Origin of the sequence: Stenotrophomonas beteli, from assembly GCF_001431665.1 — a bacterium.
GTDB lineage: Bacteria > Pseudomonadota > Gammaproteobacteria > Xanthomonadales > Xanthomonadaceae > Stenotrophomonas > Stenotrophomonas beteli.
Genome location: NZ_LLXV01000026.1, coordinates 1 through 23489, shown reverse-complemented (window position 1 = coordinate 23489; position 23489 = coordinate 1). Strand labels below are relative to the sequence as shown.

The window sequence follows — 23489 nt, the reverse complement described above, 5'->3', positions numbered from 1 at the left end:
GTTAGTTACCCCCTGACTCAACAATTTGATAGATCGCCCTCAGCAGCTCTTCCTGCTGTGACTTGGATAGAACATCGAGCAGATCGAAGGCTGCAAGAACTTGCGCAATTGCCCGAACCTTTTCCTCTGCCAGCCTGGATTCGATCGTGGACTTGGAGACAAATGCCTCATCCAAGACCGGAGATAGAACTACCGCTCGACTGAAAACGTAGTCGGCTTTCTCGCCCTCGCCATTCGCATGCCCATCTGAAAGTCGAATAGCCGGCGGCTCAGTCGCGCGTCCGACATTCTTTTTATCCCAAACGCGATCAGCGATAGCCTGAACCCTAGAGTGAGATTCTCTCTCTCTAATTTCTCGAACACTCCCCCTCACCTCCGCCGCAACTCTCTTTTGAGCAGTTGCAAGCTGACGAAGTGCACTATGGACCCACTTTGTTATGTACACCGCATGCGGATGAGCCACATTGAACGACTCCCGGTCAATATTGAGTGCACTGTCCAACCCGGACTTAACAAATATCTCGCAGGTTACTTGCTTCAATCGCTGTATTTCTTGCACCTGATAACGCATGAATGTTGGGTCAAACAGGGTTCCGCTCGCACCATTAATTCTGACCAAGGCCCCTTGATGCTCAACGGGGGCAATCTTGGGGGACCAGAATAGATATGCCTCAAACTCCAATGGACCGCCACTCAACTCGAATGGAACCTTCGAGAACGGCTCCGACACCTTGCCCACAAAGACCAGCGGCTGCTTCAGTGCAGAAGACGTTGTTGGAAGGTCTCGGTACTGAAGCGGATGAGAAAGCTCGATCCCATCAAGTACAACTCCGAAATCCTCCGTATCGCCAGCAGAAAGCCCGAACAGTTCGCGAATTGAACTTTCCCCAGCTTCTTCCGCCTCTATAGCCCTGCCCTTCGGGCTATTAGACAAAAGAAAACTTCGGGTCCATCCGGATGCTGGCTCGTCAAACAGGTGGCCCGCTACATAGGACAATGGAATGGCCAGAGACAATTGCCAAACCATTCTCAAGTAATAGTCAAATAGGGTTTCCAACTTAGGGTTCGAATTCCCCTCATCCACTTCCCGCCAGACGCAACTTACAAGCTTTCTAAATCGCTCATGAGGCCGATCACCTGAGGCCCAAGGCAGCGCTGACGTCTCACCCTCAACTGACCTCAGCATTTCCCCAGACCGGTCAGTGCGTCCGATATGATACTTGGGAGGATCTAGCTCAACCTTCTCATCTTCGAGTGCTGCCTCATTTTGCTCAATCACCGACCATACATCATCACTTCTGAGCGTATCCCTGGCTTGCCGCCTAATATTGCTCAGAACGATGGTAGTGCCTTGACTATCAGTATCCAGAGCAACTTCCCGCCATATTCTAACCTTGCCAGACTCGAATTCTGCTTGGTCATCACCCACCTTCCCTGGCTCGTCTGAATACTGCCGCATCACAATAGAAGCGACAGTTCGAAATCCGTCGCCTTTCGTCTTTGTGATTATTTGGAAAGTGTTAGTGAGCTGTGCTACAGAGAAAAGACCGATGCCGATTTTCCCAATCAACTTGCGTCCACCAGGACTAAGCGAAGGATCAGAGGACGACGTCATCCCAAGTCCAGACCCCTCCCCCCTGCGTTTGGCGCTACCACCGATGTTTTGTATTAAATACGCCAGCGCCTCTGGCGCCATGCCGTGACCATCGTCCTCAACAACAATTCTTTCGAAACGAGGCGCGTCCGTATGCACCACGACGCGCGTCGCATCAGCGTCATAGGCATTTGAAATCAACTCTCTGATTGCAGACGAAGGTTGTCTATATATTCCGTCGGTAACCCTAGCAATTACTCTTTCGCTAGTCCTAAGTGTTGTCTCAACAGAATTGTCCGAGCCAGTACTGGCTCGTATAGACGCACTAAGGTCAGGCTTATCCTCGCCTGGCAAAGAATTTATCCCTTTCATATATTCTCCATTGCTCTGCAAATCGCCTCTGCCACTCCCTTTGCAAGAGGAGGCGGCACTGCATTTGAAACCTGGGTAACTTGCTGAGAGAGATTTCCCTTTAGCACAAAATTCTTCGGAAATCCCTGCAACAGCATAGCTTCGTAGATGCTAATGCGTCGGTGACCATCAGGATGAACATGAATCTCTCTATTTCCAAACGCTATTGTCGGACTCGGCTTATGCCAGTCCAGACATTTGAAGCTTCGACGTTTGGATGATGGTCTCACAGCCTGAGAGAAACGATGCGACTTAGGCCGCATTGTCCAGTGATTCACATGCTCAGGAAAATCGGCACAGTCGGCTCCTTTCGAGAAAAGAACCGGCTCAGCAAGATGCCCAATAACATCTCTAACGGTTAGCACCTCCTGAGAAGATTGCACCCGCGGCTCTGCGTAACCACGTTGCTTATTCATCCCAACCAGGATAACTCTATTCCGCCTTTGAGCGACTCCAAAATTGGTAGCGCATAGAACCCATTCGTTGACTTTGAAACCGGATTCGTCAATACCTGATACCAGTTCTGCGTATGTAGCAGCGTGCTTTTTGTCGCGTATGCCCAGTACATTCTCGACCACCAGGAATTCGACTATGTACTCCCGCTGTAATGCCTGCACTATCTCCAGATAGAGCTTTGGAAGGCTATTCCGCGGATCGTCAGTCTCTGCCGAGATGTTGGCTCGTGAAAAGCCCTGACACGGTGGGCCTCCGATAACTCCGATTGAGCCACCTTTAGGCACCCGCTTCCGTACGAGATCCAATACGCCGTCAGGACCCATCTCGTTTAGGTCAGCCACGTGAGCAAGGGCGCTTTTGAAATTGTAAGAATAGCTATCAATCGCCGCCGCGAATCCATCGATGGCTACGGCCAACTCAAATCCAGCCTGATGGAAACCCAGGTCCATCCCCCCGGCGCCACTGAACAGACTCACGATTTGAGTATTTTTCGCACATGTGGAGCCCCCATCTGCTATGGGACGGCTCACATCTACCGCTCCCGTCGACGTCGAGCAATCCTGGCAAGAATCAAGTGTCATCTGTTCCTCCATTCTCCAGCCACAGGCGACGGACGCACACAACTAGAGCATTACTATATATCACGTGCTGGACTGTGATCCCGCGCTTTATGCTGAGGCTGAGACAACTAGAAAGGGCCGGATCCCTCAGACCCGGCCCTTCCGTTGAACACAGCTAGGCAGTCCAGAGTTAGCCTCTCAGCCCTCTGGAAATCCTTAGCGAACTTCAAACCCCAACAGGATTAGCCTTCTCCGGATCAATCTTGTACTGCTTGATCGCCCGGGCCACATCCTTCGCGGTCATCTTCCCTTCCTTCGCCAGCGCTGCAATCGCGGCGTGCGCGATGTAGTACCGATCCACCTCAAAGAACCGGCGCAGGTTCGCACGCGTATCCGAACGGCCGAAACCATCGGTACCCAGCACCGTGTACGACATCGGCACGAACGCACGGATCTGGTCCGCATACGCACGCACGTAGTCGGTGGCGGCAATCGCCGGGCCCTGGCGGCCTTCCAGCAGCTCGGTCACGTAGGCCTTGCGCTGCTCACCTTCCGGATGCAGGCGGTTGGCACGTTCCACGTCGAAACCATCGCGACGCAGTTCGTTGAAGCTCGGGCAGCTCCAGATGTCGGCGGTCACGCCGAAATCCTTGTCCAGCAGCTCGGCCGCAGCAATGGCTTCGCGGAGGATGGTGCCCGAACCCAGCAGCTGCACGCGCAGCTCGCCCTTCTTCGGCTTGCCGGCGTCGGTCAGCAGGTACATGCCCTTGACGATGCCTTCGGCCGCGCCTTCCGGCATTTCCGGGTGGGTGTAGTTCTCGTTCATCAGGGTGACGTAGTAATACTCGTCCACCTGGTCTTCCATCATGCGCTTGGTGCCGTGCTGCAGGATCACCGTCACTTCGAAGCCGAAGGTCGGGTCGTAGCTGCGCACGTTGGGGATGCCACCGGCCACCAGATGGCTGAAGCCATCTTCGTGCTGCAGGCCTTCACCGTTCAGCGTGGTGCGGCCGGCGGTGCCACCCAGCAGGAAGCCGCGGGTACGCATGTCCGCCGCCTGCCAGGCCAGGTCGCCCACGCGCTGGAAGCCGAACATCGAGTAGTAGATGTAGAACGGCAGCATCGGCACGTTGCTGACCGAGTAGCTGGTACCGGCCGCCATCCACGAGGCGATGGCACCCGGCTCGCTGATGCCCTGCTGCAGCACCTGGCCGCTCTGGTCTTCGCGGTAGAACATCAGCTGGTCGGCATCGACCGGCTTGTACTTCTGGCCGAACGGCGCGTAGATGCCGATCTGGCGGAACAGGCCTTCCATACCGAAGGTACGGGCTTCGTCGGCCACGATCGGCACGATATGCGGGCCCAGTTCCTTGTCGCGCAGGGTGATGTTCAGGCTCTGCACGAAGGCCATGGTGGTGGAGTAGCTGCGCTCGCCGCTGCTCTTCAGCAGGCGCTCGTAGGCGTCCAGCTTCGGTGCCACGAAGGTCTTGTCGGCCTTGCGGCGGCGCTGCGGCAGGTAACCGCCCAGTGCGGCACGGCGTTCCTGCAGGTACTGTACTTCCGGCGAATCCGGGCCCGGGTGGTAGAACGGCACCTGGCCGTCGGCCAGCTGCGCGTCGGTCACCGGAATGTTGAAGCGGTCGCGGAAGTGGCGCACCGCTTCGTCGTCCAGCTTCTTGGTCTGGTGGGTCGGGTTCAGCGCTTCGCCGGCGCTGCCCATGCCGTAACCCTTCACGGTCTTGGCCAGGATGACGGTCGGCATGCCCTTGGTGTTCACGGCCTGGTGGTAGGCGGCGTACACCTTGTGCGGGTCGTGGCCACCACGGTTCAGGCGCCAGATGTCGTCGTCGCTCAGGCCGGCAACCATCGCAGCGGTTTCCGGGTACTTGCCGAAGAAGTGCTCCCGGGTATACGCGCCGCCGAAGGCCTTGCAGTTCTGGTATTCGCCGTCGACGGTTTCCATCATCAGCTTCTTCAGCACGCCGTCGCTGTCCTTGGCCAGCAGGGCATCCCAGTAACCGCCCCACAGCAGCTTGATCACGTTCCAGCCGCCGCCACGGAACACGCCTTCCAGTTCCTGGATGATCTTGCCGTTGCCGCGCACCGGGCCGTCCAGGCGCTGCAGGTTGCAGTTCACCACGAAGATCAGGTTGTCCAGGCCTTCACGGCCGGCCAGCGCGATGGCGCCCAGGGTTTCCGGCTCGTCGCTCTCGCCGTCGCCGATGAAGCACCACACCTTGCGGTCGGACTTCTCGATCAGGCCACGGTTTTCCAGGTAGCGCATGAACTGCGCCTGGTAGATGGCGGCCAGCGGGCCCAGGCCCATCGACACGGTCGGGGTCTGCCAGTAATCCGGCATCAGCCACGGGTGCGGGTACGAGGACAGGCCACCGCCGTCCACTTCCATGCGGAACTTGTCCAGCTGCTCTTCGCTGATGCGGCCTTCCAGGAAGGAACGCGCGTAGATGCCCGGGGCGCTGTGGCCCTGGATGAACAGCAGGTCGCCCGGGTGGTTCTCGCTGGGGGCGCGCCAGAAGTGGTTGAAGCCCACGTCGTACAGGGTGGCACCGGAGGCGAACGAGGCGATGTGGCCGCCCAGGTCACCCGGCTTGCGGTTGGCGCGCACCACGGTGGCCATCGCGTTCCAGCGGATGATCGAACGGATGCGCCATTCCAGCTCGGCATTGCCCGGGCTCTTGGCCTCGAGCTGCGGCTCGATGGTGTTGACATATTCGGTGGTGGGAGAGAACGGCAGGTAGGCGCCCGAACGACGGGTCAGTTCCACCATGCCTTCCAGCAGCTGATGCGCGCGCTCGGAGCCCTCGACATCAATAACGGCCTTCAACGACTCGATCCACTCCTGGGTTTCCACAGGATTCGGGTCGTTGTTCAGCACCTCGTTCAACCAGTTCATTAGCGCTCCCATAACCGCACGCACGCGCGCGACTGTTGTATAGATTTCTAGACCGCAAAGTGTAGCGCACCAAGGGCTTTCGTCACTTGGCTACGCTGGCGTATGGATGCAAGCGGCCAGTGTCCGCAAGGGGCTCGCCAGCGCCCTTGATGGCCCTGCGGCGGGCCTTGGCGGCTGCGTGGGCTGTCGCGTGCGGGCCGCTGCGCCCATGTGCAGGACGCAGTGTTACCGCTGCCGATGACGGTTGTGGGGCAACTCTTCTGGCGCTGTCGGCACGTTCCGGGCGCGGGGACTGAACCGGCGACAACATGTCGCATCTGCCTCTGGATGAGGCCCCCACGCGGCGGCACGGTGGGGGCGAGTAGGCCCTTCGCGGTCTGGCTCCCTTCCACAGCAGTGCCCGGGGGCGCCTCGCAAGAGGCGCCCCTTTTGCCGTCCGCACGGCCGGCCGTGGCCCAAATCACCCCTGCTTGTGGCCGGATCGAGTGTTGTCGCTTTCGACATATCGATATATCGTTTGCACACTCGTTTACCGATATATCGAAATGAGCCGTTCCCCTTCTCCCCGAGCCCGTTCCACCGATCCGGCGGTGCCGCGCCGCAACGGCCAGCCGCGGGTGCTCAGCCGCGGTGACCTGCGCCTGCTGGTGCTGGCCCTGATCGGCGAGCAGCCGCGCCATGGCTACGAGCTGATGCAGCTGATCAGCAACCAGTTCATGCAGGCCTACACGCCCAGCGCCGGCACCATGTACCCGCTGCTGGCCAGCTTCGAGCAGGCCGGCTGGATCGAGGCCGAAGAAGTGGATGGCAAGCGGATCTTCCGCATCACCGCCGCCGGCGAGTTCGAGCTGAAGGTGCAGCGCACCCAGGTGCGGCTGGCGCAGCGACGCGCCTTCGACCGCGCCCGCGAGATCACCAAGGCCTCGCTGCCGCCGCCGCTGGCCGGTGCCCTGCGCGAGTTCAAGCGGGCGCTGGTGCACCACCACGGCCGCTGGGCCGAGGGCGAGGCGGACGAGGTGGCGGCGCTGCTGACGCGGGCCTCGGCCCTGCTGAACGGTACTGCCGGTAGCGAGGCATCACCGCTTTCAACGACCCAGCCAGACTGATTCCCGCCAGGTCCTCCCCCATGCCGCGCGCCCCCGCGCGACCCATTTACAGGTATCCCCATGACCGAACACAACAACACGCGCCTGCGCCTGGATGTGCGCTTCCGTGAACTGACCGTGCTGCGCACCGAGGAAGTCACCCCGCACATGCGCCGCGTGGTGCTGGGCGGCGACGATCTGGCCGGTTTCGATTCGCCTGGCGCCGACGACCACATCAAGCTGTTCTTCCCCAATACCCACGGCGAGACGGTGCTGCCGGTGCTGACCGCCGAGGGCCGCAGCTACCCGGAGGGCAAGCAGCCCTCGCCAGCGCGCGACTACACCCCGCGCTGGTGGGACCACGAAACCGGCGAGCTGGCCATCGACTTCGTGCTGCACGACCAGGGCATTGCCGGGCCGTGGGCCGAGCGCGCGCAGCCGGGCGACACCCTGGTGATCGGCGGCCCGCGCGGTTCCTTCGTGGTGGCCGACAGCTTTGATGCCTATGTGCTGATCGGCGATGAAACCGCACTGCCGGCCATCGCCCGCTGGCTGGACGTGCTGCCGGACGGTGCCGAGGTGCAGGCCTACATCGAAGTGAACGATGAAGCCGAACGCCAGGACCTGCCGCAGTACGAGAACGTGCGCATCCACTGGCTAGAGCGCAACGGCTTCCCGGCCGCCAGCAGCACCCTGCTGGAAGACATGCTGACCGACTTCGAGGCACCGGACGGCGATGTCTTCTACTGGATCGCCACCGAATCGCGCCGGGCGCGGATGATGCGCAAGTTCATCGAAGGCCACTTGGGCGTGCCGCGCGACTGGATCCGTTCGACCGGCTACTGGAAGGCGCACCCGGACGAAACCGACGGCGACTGACCGGCTCGGGGTCAGGTCCCTTTTCCTGTGGAAAAGGGATCTGACCCCATGCACCAGAACCTGCCTGGTGGGTGCGGACCGTTGGTCCGCACGCCCTCCAATGGGTAGTGCCGGCCGCTGGCCGGCAACCTCATGAACCTTCGGCGGGAACCTGCAGCTGACGGCCAGCGGCCGGCACTACCGCGCTGGGCGCCACCTGCCGCGTCCACCCGAAGCGGTGCGCGGCCCAGATCTCCAGCGCCACCAGCAGCAGGATCAACAGCCACGGCAGCAGCAACCCGAAGTACACGCCGGGCATCATGCCGTTGATCTGCGCCTTCACCAGCCGCAGCACGCCACGGGTGTGCAGCAGCTCATCGACATGCATGGTCAGCGCCTCGCGCACCACCTTCGGCTCCACGCCCAGTGCGCCCGCTTTGTCCACCGGGGTGTCTTCCACCAGGCCGCGCAGCACGCCTTCGCGCACCTTGCCGATCACCCAGCCCGTGGCGCGTGCCAGTGCGCCGTCGCCCAGGCGATCCAGCGCCGGCAGCGGGTGCTCGCTGAGGTAGGCCGAGGCCACCGCATCGGCCACGTCGCCCACCGTGCCCTGGCTGCGCAAGGCTTCACGCATGCGCGGGTCATCCAGCGAATCAGTGAAGCCGTGGCTCCATTCGGCCACCAGGGTCTGCAGGTGCGGCTGGAAATGGTCCAGCTGCTTGAACAGCGCGCGGTGCGCACCGGCGGTGAAGCCCAGCTGCAGGCCGAAGAAGGCGGTGGCCAGCGGCAGCAGCACCATGTAGCTGGCCAGCAGCCAGTGATGCCAGCGCTTGCGCCGCTGCAGCCAGCCGCGGCGGTGCAGGCCGTACCACACGGCCAGACCGGCGATGAGCCCCAGCAGCGTGCCCAGCACGCTGCCCAGCGCCAGATCGAGCACGCTCAAGCCGGCCCAGAATTCGTTCAACCAGTACTGCGCCTCCTGCATGGGTCTTCCTTCCGTGAATGAAACAGCGGCCCATTGTAGAGCCGAGCCCACGCTCGGCTGCTTTTCGTTCCGCCTTCGCAGAACCCTCGCGCTGCGCGCGATGAGCCGAGCATCGGCTCGGCTCTACAGGGATTGCGCCACCCGGTTCCAAGGCATCAGCCGCCAAGCAATGCGACAATCGCGCTCCTTTCCTGCAGCAACGAGGCCCACATGGCCAAACTGACCCTGGCCAGCGTGGACGCGCTGCGCACCCGCTTCGCCGATGACGCCGCCTGTGACGCGGCACTGGCTGCTTTCACCGACACCGCCGCACTGCGCGCGCCGCTGCGCGAGCTGGTGGAGGCGCAGCACCGCTACCTGCAGGCCGAGTTCGAAGTTGCGCAGGTGGCCGATGTGCTGCGCCGCGACCAGAAGTACGCGCCGGTGGGCCGCCCGTCGGTGCACATCGTGCAGCTGCGCAAGCAGCAGGCCGCGACCAGGCAGGCCGCGCTGATCGCCCGCCAGGTGGTGGCGCAGGCGGCGCAGACCTTCGTGCGCGTGAGCGGGCTGACGGTGAAGGCCAAGCAGAGCCCGAGCGAGGCGTGTGTGGCGTGGATGGGCGCGTTGCGCTGAGCTCGCTGCGCACGATGTGATGGAACCGACCAGCGGTAGAGTCGACTGTTAGTCGACTGCTCTCGGCGCGGTGCCTGAAAACCCAGCGCTGCGCGCGATAGTCGACTAACAGTCGACTCTACCAAGGCAGGTTTTCCGCGCAGTGCGGAGTTCCCACGCGCCATCGACGCGGATTGCTTTCCCAAAAAAAAGGCCCGCTTTTCAGCGGGCCTTCTGCCTTCTCACGACGAGTGAGCAGGGTGCATCAAGCGGCCGGCTTTTCGCCGGTGGCTTCGGTGGTGATGCGGATCTTCACTTCATCGCTGACGTTCGGGGCATAGGCGCCGACGCCGAAATCGCTGCGCTTCAGCGTGGTGGTGGCATCGAAGCCGGCGGCCGGAACCTTGGCCATCGGATGCTCGCCGCCGCCGTTGACGGTGACGTCCAGGGTGACCGGCTTGGTGATGCCCTTGATGGTCAGGTCGCCGGTGACGGTCAGCTTGTTGGTGCCGGCCGCTTCCACCTTGGTGCTCTTGAAGGTGGCATCGGCAAACTTGGCGGCGTCGAAGAAGTCGGCGCTCTTCAGGTGCTCGTCGAACTTGGCGGTGAAGCTGTTCAGGCCGCTCAGCGGCAGCTTCACTTCCACGGTGGACTTGGTCACGTCTTCGGCGTTGTACACCAGGGTGCCTTCAACGTTGCCGAAGTGCGCGCTGGGGTTGGAGAAGCCGAAGTGGCTCCACTGGGCCAGCACGTCGGTGTGGCTCGGGTCCAGCTTGTAGGTGCCCGAGGCGATCTTGATCGCTTCGGCGGCCGGGGCAGCAGCAGCGGCATCGGCAGCCGCAGCAGCCGGGGCAGCGGCCTGTTCGGTGGTGGCCGGGGCGGCGGCATCGGCGGCCGGGGCAGCGGTGTCGGCCGGCTTGGAGCAGGCGGCGATGGCCAGGGTCAGGGCCAGCGGCAGCAGCAGTTTACGGGTGGCGCTCATCTGAGGAACTCTCCGGATCGTAGGGTGGGTACAGGTGCAGCAATGGCCCGCCGCGGAACAGCGGGCCCGGAACCGATACAGCGACTTATGCGATGCGCGCCGCTTCGTCGAACGACAGGCGCGGCAGGCGCGGGAACAGGCCCGCCGGATCACCGTAACCCAGGTTGACCAGGAAATTCGACTTGATCGAGGTGCCGGCGAAGAAGGCTGCGTCGACCTTGGCCGGGTCGAAGCCGGACATCGGGCCGGCATCCAGGCCCAGCGCACGCGCGGCCAGGATCAGGTAGGCGCCCTGCAGGCTGCCGTTGCGGAGGGCGGCTTCGTGGCGGCCTTCCTGCGGGCCGTCGAACCAGGCCTTGGCATCGGTGTGCGGGAACAGGTACGGCAGCTTCTCGTGGAAATCCAGGTCGAAACCGATGATGACGGTGACCGGGGCGGCCATGGTCTTGTCATGGTTGCCTTCGGACAGGGCCGGGGCCAGCTTGGCCTTGGCCTCGGCCGACTTCACGAAGACGAAGCGGGCCGGCGTGGTGTTGGCCGCAGTCGGGCCCCACTTCACCAGCTCGTACAGTTCCTGCAGCAGGCTGTCGGGCACCGGCTTGTCGAGGAAGGCGTTCTGGGTGCGGGCGGTACGGAACAGCTGGTCCAGGGCGGCAGCGTCGAGCGCGTGGGACATCGGTGGATCTCCAGGGCGGCGAAGGGAAGTCAGTGCCCGCGGGCGGCGCGGGGCGAATCGACGAGCCGCAGTGTAGAGTGTCGCGACTGTTGCAACACCCAGCAGGGCTGAAACGAATTAATGCCAATGGTGAAACGATCGAGTACGCCCTGGACGGTCACGGACGGCCGTGCAGGCAATGTCCGCCAGGCGGTCGCGCTGGCCTCGGCGCTGCGCCAGGGCACCCATCGGCCGCTGCTCCTGCAGCCGCGCGCGCCCTGGCGCTGGCTGTCGCCACGGCGCCTGCCCGGTGATGTGAACGGCTATGGCGAGGCCTTCGCAACGCTGGCGCGCGAGGCACCGGCGCTGGCGATCGGCTGTGGCCGCCAGGCCGCCGGTGCCCTGCGCGTACTGCGTACGCGCGGCAGCCAGGTGGTGCAGATCCTCGACCCGCGCATCAGCGCCCGCCATTGGGATGTGGTGGTGGTGCCCGAACACGACGCCCTGCGCGGCAGCAACGTGCTGACCCTGCTCGGCAGCCTCAACCCGGTGGACGATGACTGGCTGGCCTGGGGCCGCGCCGCGTTCGCCGGCTTCAGCACCCTGCCCGGCCCGCGCACCGCGCTGCTGGTGGGCGGGCCGACGCCGCTGGCACCCTGGGACGAGACCGCGATGGTGGGCGTGTTCCAAGCGCTGGCCGAGCAGATCCGCAGCGAGGGCGGCAGCCTGCTGGCCACCACCTCGCGACGCACGCCGCCGGCCTTGGCCGATATCCTGCGCGCGACCTTCGCCCACCTGCCCCACGTGATCTGGGGCGATGGCGGCGACGGGGTGAATCCGTATGGCGGCCTGCTCGGTTGGGCCAACCGCGTGGTGGTATCGCCCGATTCGGTGAACCTGCTCTCTGAAGCCTGCGCCACGCGCATGCCGGTGATGGTGGCGCTGGCCGATACCGTGCAGGGGCGGCTGGCGCGCTTCCAGCAGCAGCTGCGCGAACGCGGGCGCCTGCAGCCGAAGTGGCTGGACTGGCAGTACGACCGCATCGAACCGCTGCGCGAGACCGCGCGGATCGCTGCGGAAGTGAAGCAGCGCCTGGCACTGGGGTAGTGCCGGCGCTTTCTGAACATCTCGTTCCGGCTGCGCCGCTGGCACCGATCAGCCAGGCTTGCGACAGGGAGCTCAAGCGCAAGGGTATGGACCGCCCGCTGCGCTGAGCGGCGTATGATCGGCACGCGGCCCTGACCGCCTATGGAGCTGTCCACATGGATCGTCGTTTCCACCTGCCGGCCGCGCTGCTGGCCATGGGCCTGCTGGCCACCGCACCGGCGCTGGCCGACAGCGGCACCTGCCGCGAGCGCTACCCGAGCGTGGCGGCGCAGGCGGCAATCCTTGACGTGGCCTGGTCCACCGCCGAGCGCCTGGATGCGCTGCCCGACGTGGAGGTGGTGATTGCCGCGCGCGGTGGCCAGGACCTGAGCCGCTACGGCCTGCGCCACAGCCACCTGGCCTTCCTGCTGCGCGAGGACGACGGCCGCTGGCGCGCGATGCACCTGCTCAACCGCTGCAAGACCGACAGCTCGCAGCTGTACCACGAGGGCCTGGGCAACTTTGTCGGTGAAAGTGCGGGGCATACCGATGTGCGCATCGGCATCCCGTCGCCGCCGCTGCGTGCGGCGCTGAAGGCGATGCTGGCCGCACCGTCGATCCAGCCCAGGGCGCTGCACGAAACGAAATACAACGTGGTGGCCTATCCGTTCGCCACCGATTACCAGAACTCCAACCAGTGGGTGCTGGAAGTGCTGGCCGCGGCGATGGCCCGGGCCGATGGTGCGCCGGCCATCGTCAAGCGCGAACAGGCCCAGCAGTGGTTGCGCCAGCACAAGTACCAGCCCAGCGTGCTGCACATCGGCCTGGGCAAGCGCGTGGGTGCGCGCCTGTTCGTGGCCAACGCCACCACCACCGACCACCCCGCCGGCGAACGCATCTCCGGCAACTACTCGGTGGTGACGGTGGAATCGGTGTTCGACTTCCTGCACCAGCGCAGCCAGCTGCAGCAGGAACTGGTGATTGCCCATGTGCCGGTGGCCGGTGCTGCCGCCGCCGCACCCTGAGTCCTTTCCTTTTCCCTCGCTCCCTGGAGGTCTGCATGTTCCGTTGCCTGCGTGTTCCCGCATCTGCCCTGCTGCTGTCCGCACTGCTGGTCCCCACCGTCCATGCCGGTGCCGCACCGCAGTTGAACAGCAGCCAGGCCAGCGTGATCGTCACCTCGTTCGTGGTGCTGTCGTTGCCGCTGGCGGCCTCGATGGGCCTGTCCGAACTGTCCAGGGCGCCGTTCGAAGCCAGCGAGCGCAACGGCAAGGCCACCCGCACCAAGGCGGTGCCGTTGCCGCCGATGGAGGTGAAGAAGGTGGAGACCACGCCGCAAGGCGAGCGCAAGGTGCAGCTGCAGGTGCCTGACAAGGCCGACCAGACCGCCACGCTGCATTGGCCGGTCACGCCGAAGGACGAAGACCCGACGGCAGCGTTCGTGGTCGGCCAGCAGGTGCGTTTCGAGCCGACCCCGGCCGGTGCCGGCTGGAACGTGAAAGGCGCGCAGGGCCAGACACTGGCCTACGTGCCCACCGCCTACGCCGCTGGCGATGTGATGAGCGAAGCGCTGTAAAGCTGAACGACCGGTTTTGGCTTTGCCGGGGGCCGGGCGGATAATGGACGATTCCCCTGGTCCCTCTCGCTCGCCATGTCCGTGCGTCCTGCCCCCGTGTTTGCCCCGCTGACTCCACGCGCCCTGGTGCTGGCGGTCCTGGCGATGGGCGCGGTGGTGCTGCTGTCCAACGTGCTGGTGCAGTACCCGATCAACGACTGGCTGACCTGGGGTGCCTTCAGCTATCCAGTGGCGTTCCTGGTCAGCAACCTGATCAACCGCCGTTTCGGCCCGGGGCCGGCACGCCGCGTGGCGTGGATCGGCTTCCTGGTGGCGGTGGTGCTGTCGGTCTGGGTGGCCACGCCGCGCATCTCCATTGCCTCGTGTTCGGCGTTCATCGTGGCGCAGCTGCTGGACATCACGGTCTTCGACCGCCTGCGCCGTGGCAGCTGGTGGCGCGCACCGATGGTGGCCACCACCTGCAGCGCGACCGTGGACACCACGATCTTCTGGTCGATCGCGTTTGCCGGTTCCAGCCTGCCATGGGTGAGCTGGGCCGCGGGCGACTTGGCGGTGAAGCTGGCGATCGGCGTCTGCCTGCTGGCCCCGTTCCGCGCGTTGTTGTGGAAGATGGCGCCGCTGCGCGCCACCAGCTGACCCTGCATGCTCTGGTAGGTGCCGACCGTTGGTCGGCACGCTCCTTCAGAGTTCATCCCTGCCGGCAGATTGTGCCGACCAACGGTCGGCACCTACCAATAGCAGGCCATCGCCGGGCCATTCCTACGATCGGCACCCACCCAAGGCTGTTGCAGCATCTGCACCCGCTCAGGCGAACGGCAACGCTGAAGCTCTGCACGCGACGGTGATCGCTGCACACGCGTCCTCAATGGCAGGCGTGGTGACCGCCAGCCGCGGCCGCCGGTCCAGCGTGCAGGCCAGGCCGACATCCAGCAGGGTGGCGTGCGCCGCATGCAGCGCCTGCGCGGTCTCTTCCGGCAGGAAACCGGCAACCGCCAGTGCGTCGATCAACGATGGTGTGTCGCGCGGCTGCAGCAGCGCCGGATGCTGCGCGCTGCGCGCCAGCACGCCGGTCTGCAGCAGGAATTCCAGGTCCACCACGCCACCGGCGCCCTGCTTCAGGTCCAGCCGCGCGGCATCGCTGCGGTCCAGTTCGGTGCGCATGCGGCCGCGCATCTTCAACACGTCGGCATACAGCGTGGCCGGATCGCGCTCACGGCCCAGCGTCTGTGCACGCACCTGTTCGAAATCGGCCAGCAGGCTGGCATCACCGGCCACGCCGCGTGCGCGCACCAGCGCCTGGTGTTCCCAGGTCCATGCGCGTTCGCGCTGGTATTCGGTGTAGCTGGCCAGCGAAGACACCAGCGAACCCTTGCCACCGTCCGGGCGCAGGCGCACATCGATGTCGTACAGGCGGCCGGCGGCGGTGACCGCGCCGAGCAGGGCCATCACCTTCTGCGCCAGCCGCGCATACCAGCGGCCCGGCTCCAGCGGGCGCGCGCCATCACTGGCCTCCACGCCGGCCGGGTTGTCGTGCAGGAACACCAGGTCCAGGTCGGAACCGAAGCCCAGCTCAAGCCCGCCGAGGCTGCCGTAGCCGATGATCGCGAAGCGCCCACCGGGAATCGCGCCGTGCGCGGCGCGCATGTCCGCCTCGGCCATCGCCAGCACCGTGACCACCACCGCCTGTGCGAGCTCGGCCAGTTGCCGGGTGCTGTCCACCGCGCCCTGACGGCCATCGAGCGTGGCCATCGCCATGCGGAAGCTGAGCGCCAGCCGCGTCTCGTTGAGCCAGCGCAGTGCCGATTCGGGATCTTCGACCGCCAGCACCTGCTGGCATTCGGCCAGCATGCCGGCGGCATCGGGCATCGGACCGGACACGCGCACATCCAGCAGTTCGTCCAGCAGCAGCGGATACGCCGCCAGCCGTTCGGCCAGCAGCGCGCTGCGCGCCAGCACATCGACCAGCCGCGCCAACGCGCTCGGTTGTTCGTCCAGCAGCGCGAGATAGCTGGTCCGGCGCAGCACCGCCTGCAGCAGGCCAAGCACGCGCTTGAGCGCGGCATCGGGCTGCGGCGAACGCGTGGCCGCATGCAGCAGCGCCGGCAGCACGCGGTCCAGGCGTGCACGCGCAGCGTCGGACAGCGACTTCACGCCGGTGCCCTGGGCGAAATCGCGCAGCGACTGATCGGCACCATTGGCGTCGAGGAAACCCGCCTCGGCCAGCAGCGGTGCGTTGCTGCCCTCGGGCAGGCTGCGCCAGTAGTTGGCCAGCGCGTCGGGCGCGGCCTGGCCCTTGCGCGGGGCCAGCAGCGCGGCGAATTCGGTACTGACCCGCTGCTGCTGCACGGCCAGCGCCGCGCGCAGCACGTCCCAGTCCGGGTAACCGAGGCCGACGGCGATGCGCTCGCGGTCCAACGCGTCGCCGGGGAGCACGTGGGTCTGCGCATCGCGCAGCATCTGCAGGCGGTTTTCCAGGCGACGCAGGAACAGGTAGGCCTCGCGCAGCGCAGCGCCATCGTCCGGCGCGATCTGTCCGGCGGCGACCAGCGCGTCCAGCGCCACCAGCAGGCGGCGCTCGCGCAGCGCCGGCTCGCGGCCGCCACGGATCAGCTGCAATGCCTGGCACAGGAACTCGATCTCGCGGATGCCACCGGCACCCCGCTTGATGTCTTCATGCAGTTCGCGGCGCGCGACCTCGGCGGTGATCGCCGCCTTCATCTCGCGCAGGCCATCGAGCGCGGTGAAGTCCAGGTAGCGGCGGTAGACGAACGGGCGCAGGGTCTGCAGCCATGCTTCACCGGCGGCGATATCACCGGCCACCGCGCGCGCCTTCAGCCATGCGTAACGCTCCCAGTCGCGGCCTTCGCGCTGGAAATACTGGTCCATCGCCGCGAACGACAGCGCGACGCGCCCGGCGCTGCCGAACGGGCGCAGGCGCAGGTCGACGCGGTGGCTGAAGCCATCGACGGTGGTTTCGTCCAGCAGCTTGGCCAGGCGCTGGCCGAGGCGGGCGAAATACTCTTCGGCGGCCAGCGCGCGCAGGCCATCGGACTCGCCGCCGTGCGGGTAGGCGTAGACCAGGTCGATATCGGAACTGAAGTTGAGTTCGCCGCCGCCCAACTTGCCCAGGCCGAACACCACCAGCTGCTGCGGGTTGCCCACGGCATCGCGGACCATGCCGTGGCGCTGCGCGAACTCCTGCTGCAGGGCGTCCAGTGCCAGCCGCAGGCAATCTTCGGCCAGGGTGGTGGCGCCGGCCAGGGTCTGCGCCACATCGTCCAGCCCGGCCAGGTCGCGCCAGATCAGTCGCGTGGACATCGCCGCGCGCCAGCGCCGCAGCTGCGCCGGCCAGTCACTGGGCTGCAGCGGGTCGAGCACCGGCGCCGGGATCGGCGGGCAGCCGGGCGCGGCCAGCTGCGCCAGCAGCGCCGGTTGCCGCACCAGGGTGTCCAGCGCGAAGTCGCTGGCCACCGCCAGCCGGGTCAGCAACGGCAACAGGTCGGCCGGGACGGGCTCGGGCAGGACCTGGGCCAGGCGCGCCAGCGCGCGGTCGACAAGGGGCTGCAGGGAGGTGGGCAGATCGGCGGGGGCGAGGGTCATGCATCGATTCTCGCGGGGTCGGATCCCTTTGCCAACGGCGAAGGGCTCTGACCCCAGATTGCTGGCACTGCGCGGGTCAGAGCCTTCTGCCCGTGGCGAAAGGATCCGACCCGGTGGTCGCGCGCATTCATACTGGGTGAGCGGCAATAAAAAAGCCCGCTTGCAGCGAACTGCCAGCGGGCTCTGCTCCCTCCCCCACGTCGGGATGCAGGGCCATCGTGCGGGCTGCGAAAGCAGTTTGCACGCTGCACTGCAAAACAAAACCGGTGGGTATGGTTGAGGCCTGCGGGGAAAAGCCATTCCACGAAGGTAGAACCCCCCGTACGGATGAGGATGGCCGATAATCGGCTTTCCCCCCTGAAACACTGTCGTCATGTCTGTTGATCGCATCGCCAACGCGCGTCTTCGTGACCGCGTGGTCTCTGCCGAGGCCGCAGCCGCGCTGATCCAGCCCGGCGAAACCGTGGCCATGAGCGGCTTTACCGGCTCCGGGTATCCCAAGGCCGTTCCCGTCGAACTGGCCCGCCGCATCGAAGCGGTGCACGCCCAGGGCAATCCCTTCCAGATCAAGCTGATGACCGGCGCCTCCACCGCGCCGGAGCTCGATGGCGCGCTGGCCAAGGCCGATGGCATCGCCATGCGCATGCCGTTCCAGAGCGACCCGGACGCGCGCAACCGCATCAACGAGGGCAAGCTGGATTACATCGATATCCACCTCAGCCACGTCGCCCAGCACGTGTGGTTCGGCTTCTACGGCGAGATCGATACGGCCGTGATCGAAGTCTCGGCCATCCGCGAAGATGGCTCGCTGGTGCCCTCCACCTCGGTCGGCAACAACAAGACCTGGCTGGACCTGGCGAAGAAAGTGATCGTCGAGGTCAACGAATGGCAGCCGGCCGGCGTCGACGGCATGCATGACATCTACTACGGCACCGCGCTGCCGCCGCACCGCAAGCCGATTCCGCTGGTGAACGCCAACGACCGCATCGGCGATACCGCACTGCGCTGCGACCCGGACAAGATCGTGGCGGTGGTGCGCACCAATGGCCCGGACCGCAACAGCCCGTTCAGCCCGATCGATGCGACCAGCGAGCAGATCGCTTCGCACCTGATCGAGTTCCTCAAGCACGAGGTGAAGAAGGGCCGCCTGCCGCCGAACCTGCTGCCACTGCAGTCGGGCGTGGGCAATATTCCCAATGCGGTACTGGCCGGCCTGGCCAAGAGCGGCTTCCGCGACCTGGCCGCGTTCACCGAAGTGATCCAGGACGGCATGCTCGACCTGCTGCGCGACGGCGTGCTGAGCTACGCGTCGTGCACCGGCTTCGCGCTGAGCCCGCAGGCGAATGAGGCGTTCAAGGAGAACATCGATTTCTACCGCGAGCGCATCATCATGCGCACGCAGGAAATCTCCAACCATCCGGAACTGGTGCGCCGCCTCGGCTGCATCGGCATGAACGGCATGATCGAGGTGGACATCTACGGCAACGTCAATTCGACGCACGTGATGGGCACGCGGATCATGAACGGCATCGGCGGTTCCGGTGACTTTGCCCGCAATGGTTTCCTGTCGGCGTTCCTGAGCCCGTCCACCGCCAAGAACGGCACCATTTCGGCGATCGTGCCGATGGCCAGCCATGTCGACCACACCGAGCACGACGTGTCGGTGATCGTCACCGAACAGGGCCTGGCCGACCTGCGTGGCTTGACCCCGCGCAAGCGCGCGCAGGTGCTGATCGACAACTGCGCGCACCCGGATTTCCGCCCGCAGCTGCAGGACTACTTCGACCGTGCCAGCCGCGAGAGCTACGGCAAGCACACCCCGCACCTGCTGCCGGAAGCGCTGTCGTGGCACCAGCGTTGGCTGGATACCGGCACGATGATGGGCTGAAACCCGTTTTTGCAGAGGCGAGCCATGCTCGACTGCTTTCCTCGGCAGCCGAGCATGGCTCGGCTCTACAAAGGGCAGCTCCGCAGAATCAATGTAGAGCCGAGCCCACGCTCGGCTCCACGGCAAGCGGTTTACCCGCGCAGCGCCGCCAGCGACTCGGCCTGCAGCCGCTCGTAGATCTCGAATTCGTCATTCACCGCCACGCCCAGCGCCTGCTCGAAGGCCTCGCGGTTGGCATGCGCGGCATAGGCGCGCTGTTCTTCGCCACCCAGGTTCGACTGGAAGATGCCCGCGGCACTGACCGGCAGGAAATCCTCATAGACGATCGGGTCGGCCGTGGCCAGGCCGGCGGCCACCAGCACTTCGGCGGGCAGATCGGCCACGCGTTCGGGTGCGGCGCGGCCGGCGTCGGTCAACTGGTAGCGGTAATAGCCCAGGCCTTCCTGGCGCAGGGTGTCGTGGTCATCCGGGAAGCTGGCAAACACCGCCTGCAGGCGCTGGCCGTAGTCACCGCCCGTACTGCCTTCGCCACCGGCATCGCGTGCCTGCGACAGCAACTGGTCGTACAGCGCGCGGCCCTTCGGGGTCAGCGCCAGGCCGCGTTGTTCGATCTCGCCGAAGCGCGCGGTATGGGTGCCGGCATCGCCACCGTCCGCATCCGGGAAATGCACGGCTTCCTCCAGCGCCTTGAAGCTGGTCTGGCGCAGCAGGATCGGGCAGGCGCGGCGCGGCGGACCTTCGATCACCGCCTTGGCCGCCATGCCGTGCTCGATCATTGCCGCCTGCGCAGCGTCGATATCCAGCGTGCGCGGGGTCAGATGGTTGATGTGCGGGCCGCGGAAACTGACCACGTCGGCCACCAACCGGTGCGCGTTGTGCAGCGCGTGGTAGGTCGGCAGGTCGACCGTGGCGTCGCCGTGCCAGCGGAAGGTCTCCAGCGCCTCCTGGACGAAGCGCTCGGCATCGGCCTGCGACAGGCCGCCGTCTCGCTCGACCTGGTCGATCAGCGCCAGCGCGCCGTCGGTGAAGATGCGGCGGCGTGCCAGGATCTTCGCCGATTCGGCACGCAGGCCTTCGTCTTCGATCAGCTCCAGGCGCAGCAGCGAGGTGAACACGCGGAACGGATTCTGCGCCAGCGCGGCGCCGGTCAGCGGGCGGAATGCGGTCGAATGCACCGGCACGCCGGCCACCGACAGGTCGTAGTAGCCGACCGGGTACATGCCCATCACCGCGAACAGGCGGCGCAGCGTGGCCAGTTCCTGCACAGTGCCGACGCGGATCGCGCCATGGCGCTCTTCATCCAGGCGCGCACGCTCATCGTTGCGCTGCAGCTGCGCGGCCAGCGCCGGGTCCTGCGCAAGCACCTGTGCATTGATCCGCTCCACCAGTTCCACCAGCGTGCCGTACAGCGGCACTTCGGTGCGGTACATGCGGGACATGGCCTGTGCGAACAGGCGGCGGATCACATCAGGCGAAACGAAAGAGGCGCTCATCAGTCACTCGATTACGGGAACGGGGAACAGCTCGGACCCGTATTGTCGCCGGAGCGGGGGGCGGCGGCGATATGCAGAGCAACATGAAACAGATCGGTAGTGCCGGCCGCTGGCGGGCATCCACTGCGAGCGGGTATCCCCAGGTTGCCGGCCTGGGGCCGGCACTACCGCTTCAACTGGCGCTTCAGGGTGGCATCCAGGGTGATCGGCCGGTCCCAGTGCTGGTAACTGGCCACGATGGCATGGCGCACGGCGCGGTAATGCAGGTTGTCCGGCTTGGCGGGCATCCGCTTCACCACGGCCTCCCAGCCGCCGTCCGGGTCCTGGCTGAAGGCGCGCACGCTGTCGCGGCAGGTCTGGCCACTGGCCTCGGCCCAGAAACACGCGAAATAGATATCGCCGGCCTGCCAGCCATGGGTGGTGAACAGCGCATTGATGTAACCGCGGGGGACATCGGCGTAGCGCGACACTTCGTCGAGGAAAGCGTCCGGGTAGCGTTCGGCGTAGTGGTTGATGTCCTGCAGCTGGGCATCGACCCAACTGTCGCCGGTTTCCACCTCATAGGCCGCCGAACGCTCGGCGGTCTGCTGGGCCAGCACGGTGGCCGGCGCCAACAGCAGCGACAACAACAGCGCGTGCAGTCGGACGTTCATGCCCCGATTCTGCCGCAGCCGCCGCCCCTTGTCAGGCCGCCGCCGCAGCCTTGGCCTCGATCGCCTCCAGCGCGGCTGGCCAATCGTGGGCGCTGTCGGCGGTGACCATGCGCGGCTCGTCATCGGCCACGCCGTGCTGGGTCTCGTGCGCCCAGGTCACCGCGTACGGCGTGTGCACGCCCCAGCCACCCAGGGTGACCACCGGCTCGATATCCGAACGCAGCGAGTTGCCGACCATCACGAAGCGCTGCATCGGGAGGTCGAATTCGGCCAGCACGCGGGCGTAGGTTTCCGGGTCCTTCTCCGAGACGATCTCGATGCGCGGGAACAGCTCGGCCAGGTTAGCGACCTTGATCTTCGCTTCCTGGTGGAACAGATCGCCCTTGGTGATCAGCACCACCGGGTAGTGCTCGGCGATGGCCGCCACCGCTTCGCGCACGCCGTCGATCAGCTCGACCGGATGCCCCAGGGTGGCATGGCCGATATCGAGGATGCGCTGGATGTCCTTCGCTTCGATGCGCTGCCCGGTGATGTCGATGGCCGCTTCGATCATCGACAGGGTCATGCTCTTCACGCCATAGCCGAAGGTGCCCAGGTGGCGCTGCTGCACTTCCAGCAGGTGGCGCGCGGTCTGGGTGTCATGCACATCGACGTAGCGCGACAGCAGGTCAAGATAATCCTGCTCGGCCTTGCGGTAGTAGTCCTCGCTCTTCCACAGCGTATCGTCACCGTCAAAACCGACCAGGCCGATGGCGCGCGACGGCGCAGGCATGGAGGTATTCATCGGCCAAGGATACAGGGGCCATGGTGACGAGAAAAACCCGGGCGGCCGTAGCCGCCCGGGTTCCCATGCACCGGTTGTCCCGAATCAGGTATGGATCAGCGGCCCTGCGCCGCGCCGGCACCCGCGCCGGCCTGCTGGGCGGCCACGTAGGCCTTGTACTCATCGGCGCTCAGCTCGCCGTCCTTGTTGCTATCGGCCTGGTCGAACACCTGGGCCAGGCCCGCGTTCACCTGAGCCTCGGTCTTGCTGATGGTGCCATTGCCATCGGTATCGATGCTGGCCCAGGTCTGGCCACCGCCGTTGGCCTGGGCCGACGCCGATGCGGCCGCATTGGTTGCCTGGTCAGCCGCCTGGCCCGCCTGTGCCGCTGCCTGCTGGGCCTGGGCGGCCTCGTTCTGTGCCTGCGCGGCCTGCTGCTTGGCCGACTGCGCCATCGCCGGGATGGCCAGCACGCTGCCGGCGGCGACGATCAGGGCGATCAGGGGCTTGCGGTTGCGAATAGTCATCAGGGGTGTCTCCTACCGATTGGGTGGTGTTGCGCGGCGTGTTGTCTCCGCACGGCACCTACCCTGCCACCGCCTTTCTGAATCGATTTTGCGTTGCGACCGGCACCCACACGCGCGATTAACCACTGGTCCGCGCGCATGCATTAGCGCGCTGGTTAGGTCCGGGTGAGCAGCTCATAAGATGGGCATTCAGCACGCCCGGATTTAACCGGCTGCCAACGAAAAACCTGCGTCAGTCGACTGTTTTTTCCGATGACCGCGAACTGAACAACACCCAACCAAGGGCAACACCGGCGAGCGCGCCGGCGATTTCCAGCACCACCCGGCTGCCCAGTTCGTTTGGATCGTGGATGCTGGACAGGAAGATGCGCGCGTACAGCGGCGACTCCAGCCGCACGATACCCATGTAGAACAGCTTCCAGGCATCGATGCCAGCGGAGATGATCACGGCGATGACACAGGACCAGCCGATCGCGTGACCCACCGTCCAGTGCAGCAGCCGGCACAACCGCGACCACAGGAAGTACACCAGCAGGCCGACCAGCAGGGCGATGGCGCCCGCTTCCAGGGTGCCGAGCAGGCCGAAGTGCAGGGGAAGGTTCATCGGATGGGCAGGGATGAAGAGGCCGCCAGTGTAAGGGATCTGCCCCGGACCCAATCCGGCAGCCACGGTAGATCCACGCCATGCGTAGACGAATCTCCATCGAAATCGAATATCTCGACGATTGAACAAAAAAGCATCCGACGAACTAAGAGCAGCCGAGCAGGGGCTCGGCTCTACGACGGAGCGCGGGAAACTGTCGAAGGCGGGG

The 23489-nt window shown here is 65.2% G+C and carries 20 protein-coding genes; 8 read left to right on the top strand and 12 right to left on the bottom strand.

Annotated features, from left to right (window positions below; all coding sequences use genetic code 11):
- Position 1: 1 nt before the first annotated feature.
- From ARC23_RS20360 to aceE, 3 genes are all read right to left on the bottom strand, one after another.
- On the bottom strand, positions 2 to 1966 hold the full coding sequence (locus ARC23_RS20360) for an ATP-binding protein (protein WP_080393037.1): 1965 nt from the start codon (positions 1964 to 1966) through the stop codon (positions 2 to 4).
- A complete protein-coding gene (locus tag ARC23_RS20355) occupies positions 1963 to 3042 on the bottom strand; it encodes a DNA cytosine methyltransferase (RefSeq protein WP_080393038.1) in 1080 nt (359 codons plus the stop codon). Before ARC23_RS20355 ends, ARC23_RS20360 begins: the two co-directional genes overlap by 4 nt.
- A 205-nt stretch (positions 3043 to 3247) precedes the next feature.
- Positions 3248 to 5935, bottom strand: a complete 2688-nt coding sequence (aceE, locus tag ARC23_RS06495) for a pyruvate dehydrogenase (acetyl-transferring), homodimeric type (RefSeq protein ID WP_057496486.1) — start codon at positions 5933 to 5935, stop codon at positions 3248 to 3250.
- A 545-nt stretch (positions 5936 to 6480) separates the two neighbouring features.
- Between aceE and ARC23_RS06490 the strand changes: the two genes are divergently transcribed.
- Positions 6481 to 7041 carry a PadR family transcriptional regulator gene (locus ARC23_RS06490; protein WP_057496485.1) on the top strand — a complete coding sequence of 187 codons (561 nt, stop codon included), beginning with the start codon at positions 6481 to 6483 and terminating at the stop codon, positions 7039 to 7041.
- Positions 7042 to 7101: 60 nt separating this feature from the next.
- Positions 7102 to 7899 carry a siderophore-interacting protein gene (locus ARC23_RS06485; RefSeq protein WP_057496484.1) on the top strand — a complete coding sequence of 266 codons (798 nt, stop codon included), beginning with the start codon at positions 7102 to 7104 and terminating at the stop codon, positions 7897 to 7899.
- Positions 7900 to 8029: 130 nt separating this feature from the next.
- Here the strand turns inward: ARC23_RS06485 and ARC23_RS06480 are convergent, their stop codons facing one another.
- The gene (locus ARC23_RS06480) at positions 8030 to 8863 is read right to left on the bottom strand and encodes a hypothetical protein (RefSeq protein ID WP_057496483.1); all 834 of its coding nucleotides are present in this window, start codon (positions 8861 to 8863) and stop codon (positions 8030 to 8032) included.
- A 210-nt stretch (positions 8864 to 9073) separates the two neighbouring features.
- Here ARC23_RS06480 and ARC23_RS06475 point away from each other — a divergent pair, with 210 nt between their 5' ends.
- Positions 9074 to 9475, top strand: coding sequence for a hypothetical protein (locus ARC23_RS06475; protein WP_057496482.1), 402 nt, complete (start codon positions 9074 to 9076; stop codon positions 9473 to 9475).
- Between the two features lie 244 nt (positions 9476 to 9719).
- On the opposite strand, the gene ARC23_RS06470 is transcribed toward ARC23_RS06475, so the two are convergent.
- Together ARC23_RS06470 and ARC23_RS06465 are read right to left on the bottom strand one after the other, a co-directional pair.
- Positions 9720 to 10436, bottom strand: coding sequence for a YceI family protein (locus tag ARC23_RS06470; protein ID WP_080393036.1), 717 nt, complete (start codon positions 10434 to 10436; stop codon positions 9720 to 9722).
- An 85-nt stretch (positions 10437 to 10521) separates the two neighbouring features.
- Entirely contained in the window at positions 10522 to 11112 is a 591-nt protein-coding gene (locus ARC23_RS06465; RefSeq protein WP_057496481.1) for a malonic semialdehyde reductase, read from the bottom strand.
- A 126-nt stretch (positions 11113 to 11238) separates the two neighbouring features.
- Between ARC23_RS06465 and ARC23_RS06460 the strand changes: the two genes are divergently transcribed.
- From ARC23_RS06460 to ARC23_RS06445, 4 genes are all read left to right on the top strand, one after another.
- Positions 11239 to 12198 (top strand): mitochondrial fission ELM1 family protein, encoded by a 960-nt coding sequence (locus ARC23_RS06460; RefSeq protein ID WP_057496480.1) that lies wholly within the window; start codon positions 11239 to 11241, stop codon positions 12196 to 12198.
- A 155-nt stretch (positions 12199 to 12353) separates the two neighbouring features.
- Positions 12354 to 13202: a DUF2145 domain-containing protein gene (locus ARC23_RS06455; protein WP_057496479.1), complete on the top strand. Its 849-nt coding sequence runs from the start codon at positions 12354 to 12356 to the stop codon at positions 13200 to 13202.
- Positions 13203 to 13237: 35 nt separating this feature from the next.
- Positions 13238 to 13753, top strand: coding sequence for a hypothetical protein (locus tag ARC23_RS06450; RefSeq protein WP_057496478.1), 516 nt, complete (start codon positions 13238 to 13240; stop codon positions 13751 to 13753).
- Between the two features lie 75 nt (positions 13754 to 13828).
- On the top strand, positions 13829 to 14389 hold the full coding sequence (locus ARC23_RS06445) for a queuosine precursor transporter (RefSeq protein ID WP_057496477.1): 561 nt from the start codon (positions 13829 to 13831) through the stop codon (positions 14387 to 14389).
- A 168-nt stretch (positions 14390 to 14557) separates the two neighbouring features.
- On the opposite strand, the gene glnE is transcribed toward ARC23_RS06445, so the two are convergent.
- Positions 14558 to 17353 carry a bifunctional [glutamate--ammonia ligase]-adenylyl-L-tyrosine phosphorylase/[glutamate--ammonia-ligase] adenylyltransferase gene (gene glnE, locus ARC23_RS06440; RefSeq protein ID WP_057496476.1) on the bottom strand — a complete coding sequence of 932 codons (2796 nt, stop codon included), beginning with the start codon at positions 17351 to 17353 and terminating at the stop codon, positions 14558 to 14560.
- Positions 17354 to 17726: 373 nt separating this feature from the next.
- Here glnE and ARC23_RS06435 point away from each other — a divergent pair, with 373 nt between their 5' ends.
- The gene (locus tag ARC23_RS06435; RefSeq protein WP_057496475.1) at positions 17727 to 19241 is read left to right on the top strand and encodes an acetyl-CoA hydrolase/transferase family protein; all 1515 of its coding nucleotides are present in this window, start codon (positions 17727 to 17729) and stop codon (positions 19239 to 19241) included.
- 131 nt (positions 19242 to 19372) lie between these two features.
- On the opposite strand, the gene hglS is transcribed toward ARC23_RS06435, so the two are convergent.
- The 5 genes from hglS to ARC23_RS06410 all read right to left on the bottom strand — a co-directional run bounded on the left by hglS (position 19373) and on the right by ARC23_RS06410 (position 23281).
- Positions 19373 to 20734 carry a 2-oxoadipate dioxygenase/decarboxylase HglS gene (hglS, locus tag ARC23_RS06430; protein WP_057496474.1) on the bottom strand — a complete coding sequence of 454 codons (1362 nt, stop codon included), beginning with the start codon at positions 20732 to 20734 and terminating at the stop codon, positions 19373 to 19375.
- 164 nt (positions 20735 to 20898) lie between these two features.
- Positions 20899 to 21387, bottom strand: coding sequence for a hypothetical protein (locus ARC23_RS06425; protein WP_057496473.1), 489 nt, complete (start codon positions 21385 to 21387; stop codon positions 20899 to 20901).
- A 31-nt stretch (positions 21388 to 21418) separates the two neighbouring features.
- Positions 21419 to 22171, bottom strand: coding sequence for an HAD family hydrolase (locus ARC23_RS06420; RefSeq protein WP_057496472.1), 753 nt, complete (start codon positions 22169 to 22171; stop codon positions 21419 to 21421).
- 95 nt (positions 22172 to 22266) lie between these two features.
- Positions 22267 to 22677, bottom strand: coding sequence for an EF-hand domain-containing protein (locus ARC23_RS06415; RefSeq protein WP_057496471.1), 411 nt, complete (start codon positions 22675 to 22677; stop codon positions 22267 to 22269).
- A 232-nt stretch (positions 22678 to 22909) separates the two neighbouring features.
- Positions 22910 to 23281: a hypothetical protein gene (locus tag ARC23_RS06410; protein WP_057496470.1), complete on the bottom strand. Its 372-nt coding sequence runs from the start codon at positions 23279 to 23281 to the stop codon at positions 22910 to 22912.
- Positions 23282 to 23489 lie beyond the last annotated feature (208 nt).